Consider the following 3,549-nt stretch of genomic DNA (forward strand, 5'->3'; position numbering starts at 1 on the left):
TAAAGTAACTGCTCCTAAATTACTTAATCCTTAATCATGATGAGTCGAACTGTCATTGTATGAAGACGTGTCTGAGTGAGTGGACGTATCTGAATTTATGGATTTGTCATTACTAGTTGATTTTGCCAATTCTGAGTCAGATGAATTTGGAGCTCCAGCAATTCCTTTCAAATGAATTTGCTCTTTGCAACTAAGACTTTCAAAAGTCTTAATGTCCATAATTTTTCTTTTTTTTTATAAATTTAATTTTTATATTGTTATACATAATAACCCCTACTTAAGGTTATTTATTTCTATTTTGATTGTTTCTTGCTCCGCTAATAGAATTTGTATTTCCTTTTGAAAACTCATATACAATTGAAATACCAAACTGCCTTTTATCCTTGTACAAAATGGTAGAGGATTGGTATTGTTTGTCGTTTATACTATACGTCTCTATAGATTTTTGGTTAAAGATATCTCGCGCAAAAAGTGATAACGTGATATTACTTCGTGGAATATAATAGGAATAATTAATATCCATTATGAACATATCGTTTATTATTCTTTGATTACTCTTATTTTTAGCAATATATGTAGTATTCAACGATATTTTGTGATCACCGAACATTAACTGAAATGGGACTGTTGCCACTAACAAATGATTATTTCTCCAATCATAGCCATTGTAAAAACGTCCAAATTCTAAGTTAATACTAGGGTTCAAATAATAACGTTTTTTCCTGAGGTTATAATAAACAGATAACCCCCAACTATCTATTTTCCCTATATTTTGCCATTTCTTTATAAGGTTCCCTTTTTTGTCATAATTATCTGCTTGTAGCTCTGTAACATTGTTTACCCATTGCTTTGAAAGACAAAATACAAAGTTTGAATAGGTAAGACTAGCGTCCACTTGATGTTTTGTGGATGGAGTAAGTAAATTATTGCCAGATTGCAACACTTTACCAGTTTCTATTGTCTTATAGTTTGTCAGCATCCATGCTAATGGGCGATTAATCGTTTTTTCATAATTGATATCTATTCCTATAGATTTCTCACTATATCTCAAAGATATTTTAGGGAGAAAAGACATTGTTTTATAATGGTTATTGTTATTATGTTCCACTTGTAGTACGGCATTTCCGCTAAATTGGCTATATTCCATAAAAACGGAAACTCCCGAAGTGAACGTGTGTTCTTTATGTTTACTCTGTGAGTTGTTTACATTGGAATCCATATTTTTAATTTCTAGATAAGAATAAGCTATGTTACCATTTACACTAAAATTCTTAGATTTATTTGTATAAGTATATTCCAAAAAGGAATTTGGAGATATGCTTATATTTTTAAGGTGCTGTGATTGGATATTATCTATGGAGACAGTAATGTCTGATATAGATCTATTATAGGAAGCCTCCCAATGTAATGTATGGTTTCCCATATTGCTATTTAAGAAAAAACTACCTGTAAAATCATTAAACTTTTGTGGATAATATAGTATATCTTTAATTTCTAATAATTCCACAGAATTTCTACGTTTCTTTGTATTATCTATCCCATAATTAAGATTTAATCCAGCAGAAAGTGCTTTATTGAATGTAAGCTCCCCACTATAGTCAGCATAAAAATATTTTTCGCACTCCTTATCAGCAAAATCTATAATGTTTTTTTTGTTTCCATAATCATAAATAGAGAATTCTCCTTTCATTTTTTTTAATAATTCTCCTGTAATAAGCAATGTCGTATTGAATTTATTTTTACTCAACTGTGTAAACACATTACCTATAACATTCCCATTTTTTCCCGAATAAGCTTCAAGAGAGGGGGTCAAAGAATAATTGTTATCCTTATTTAATATAATAATTAGCTCATATTGTATTCCGTGCCCTAAAGTAAGTTTCTTTAATCTTATTTCATCAATATTCTCCGTAAATAATGAACGCAGATTATTTATAATCTCTTTTGTTACAGGTTTAAGAACTCCCGTTGTACCCAACCGTATTCCTGCTATTGGATGCCTAAAGTAAGAGAATTCTTCATCATTGTATAGAGCACCAGGTATAAAATTCAATATCGCACCTAAGTTTTGATGCTTAAATACTTCTACATCTTTTATTTTAATAACATCTTGTATGAGTGAATGTTTTACCATCTTACGATAGCCATTTATTTTAACTTCATCCAAAACCTTATAAGAATTTACATAAAACTTAATTTGTTTTTGCCAGCAGTGTAAGGTACTATCTAACAATTCGTCGCCGAAATAGCTGATTTGAATTCTTCGAGCAATGACATCGTTTGGAATGTAGGTATTTCCGATAGAGTCTGTTATAAACCTCAACGGTTTACCCTCTTTAGGGAAAAGAGTGACAGTAGCTCTAATAATAGGTGTAATACTATCAATGTCAAACACCTGAAGCAAAGTTGAATCCATAGGACTTTGTCCAAATGTGTTAAAGGGATAAAGAAAAGTCAATAAAAATATGATAATACTCTGTTTCATACTAGAACATTTACCTTTACAATTAAAATATATATTGATGCATTATGATAATACCATAACGTTTGTTCTATACCTCTAAGTGCAATATTATGCAAAATATTTCAATTTATCAAATTTTTCGAAGTGTTTTTCTTTAAAAAAGTTTCACTTTTCTCTTTTTTTCTCACTTTACAGTGTAAAATGATTAATTATGAGTCTTTTTGATAGCATAATAACAGTACTAAAACTTGAACAAATTATTTCCAATAGAATTAGATGTGACTAATTTAAGGTGTACCTACAATTTATTTCCGTAAAAGCACACTGTTTTCATCAGAAAATATTATCTTTGCACAATCAGTTTAAGTGTCGCAGAGTCAACCAGCAAGTGCAAAATTACAAAACGTGTTTGAAGAACTCGCACTTAGATGTAGAAAGGTTTAATTTTTCTCTCGGTCTTTCGTTCAGTTTCTTTTGTATCGACATAATTCTCTTTTCTGTATAATGTTCAAACGAATCCTTTTTCGGTATATATTGTCTGATTAGTTTATTTGTATTCTCAATAGTTCCTTTTTGACAAGAACAATATGGATCAGCGAAGTATACGGGCACTCCTAAGAACTTGGTAATGTCCTTATGTGCTGCAAATTCAGGTCCGTTGTCTGTTGTAATGGTCTTCAGAATGTCCTTGTATGGTAGCAGCAGTTCCCTAACTACCTTTGCCAGAGACTTTGACTGCTTCCCAAATGGCAGTTTCTGCATAAGCAGCATATTGGTGGATTTCTCTACCAGTGTGAGTATGGCATGTTGGTCAGGGGCTACGATTAAGTCCATCTCAAAATCTCTTCCCGTCAACTTCCTTACTTCTTTCATGGATACTCAACCTGTCTTTAATTGGAAGATGTCCACACCTTGGGACGATGCCTGTATTTCATCTTATGCCTTGTGTGTTTGGCAAGTTCCCCTGTTGTATAATTATGAATGATATTATAAATGGATTGGTGGGACACCTTTATTCCCTCATTCTTGCGCAGATAACCTGATATTTGTCGTGGAGACCACTGATCATTGGTGATATATTCCTT

1 protein-coding gene and 1 pseudogene are annotated in these 3,549 nt (G+C 31.7%); both read right to left on the reverse strand.

Features of this window, described 5'->3' with window-relative positions:
• Positions 1-283: 283 nt before the first annotated feature.
• On the reverse strand, positions 284-2,485 hold the full coding sequence (locus tag HMPREF9018_RS00005) for an outer membrane beta-barrel protein (protein WP_008446401.1): 2,202 nt from the start codon (positions 2,483-2,485) through the stop codon (positions 284-286).
• A gap of 375 nt (positions 2,486-2,860) precedes the next feature.
• Positions 2,861-3,549 (reverse strand): annotated as a pseudogene (locus tag HMPREF9018_RS00010) (IS30 family transposase); the annotation flags it as partial.

Origin of the sequence: Prevotella amnii CRIS 21A-A (genome assembly GCF_000177355.1) — a bacterium.
Classification (GTDB): Bacteria; Bacteroidota; Bacteroidia; order Bacteroidales; family Bacteroidaceae; genus Prevotella; species Prevotella amnii.

Excerpts from the sequence above, each read along its gene's own strand:
- HMPREF9018_RS00005 (WP_008446401.1), bottom strand. The coding sequence starts at position 2,485 with ATGAAACAGAGTATTATCATATTTTTATTGACTTTTCTTTATCCCTTT.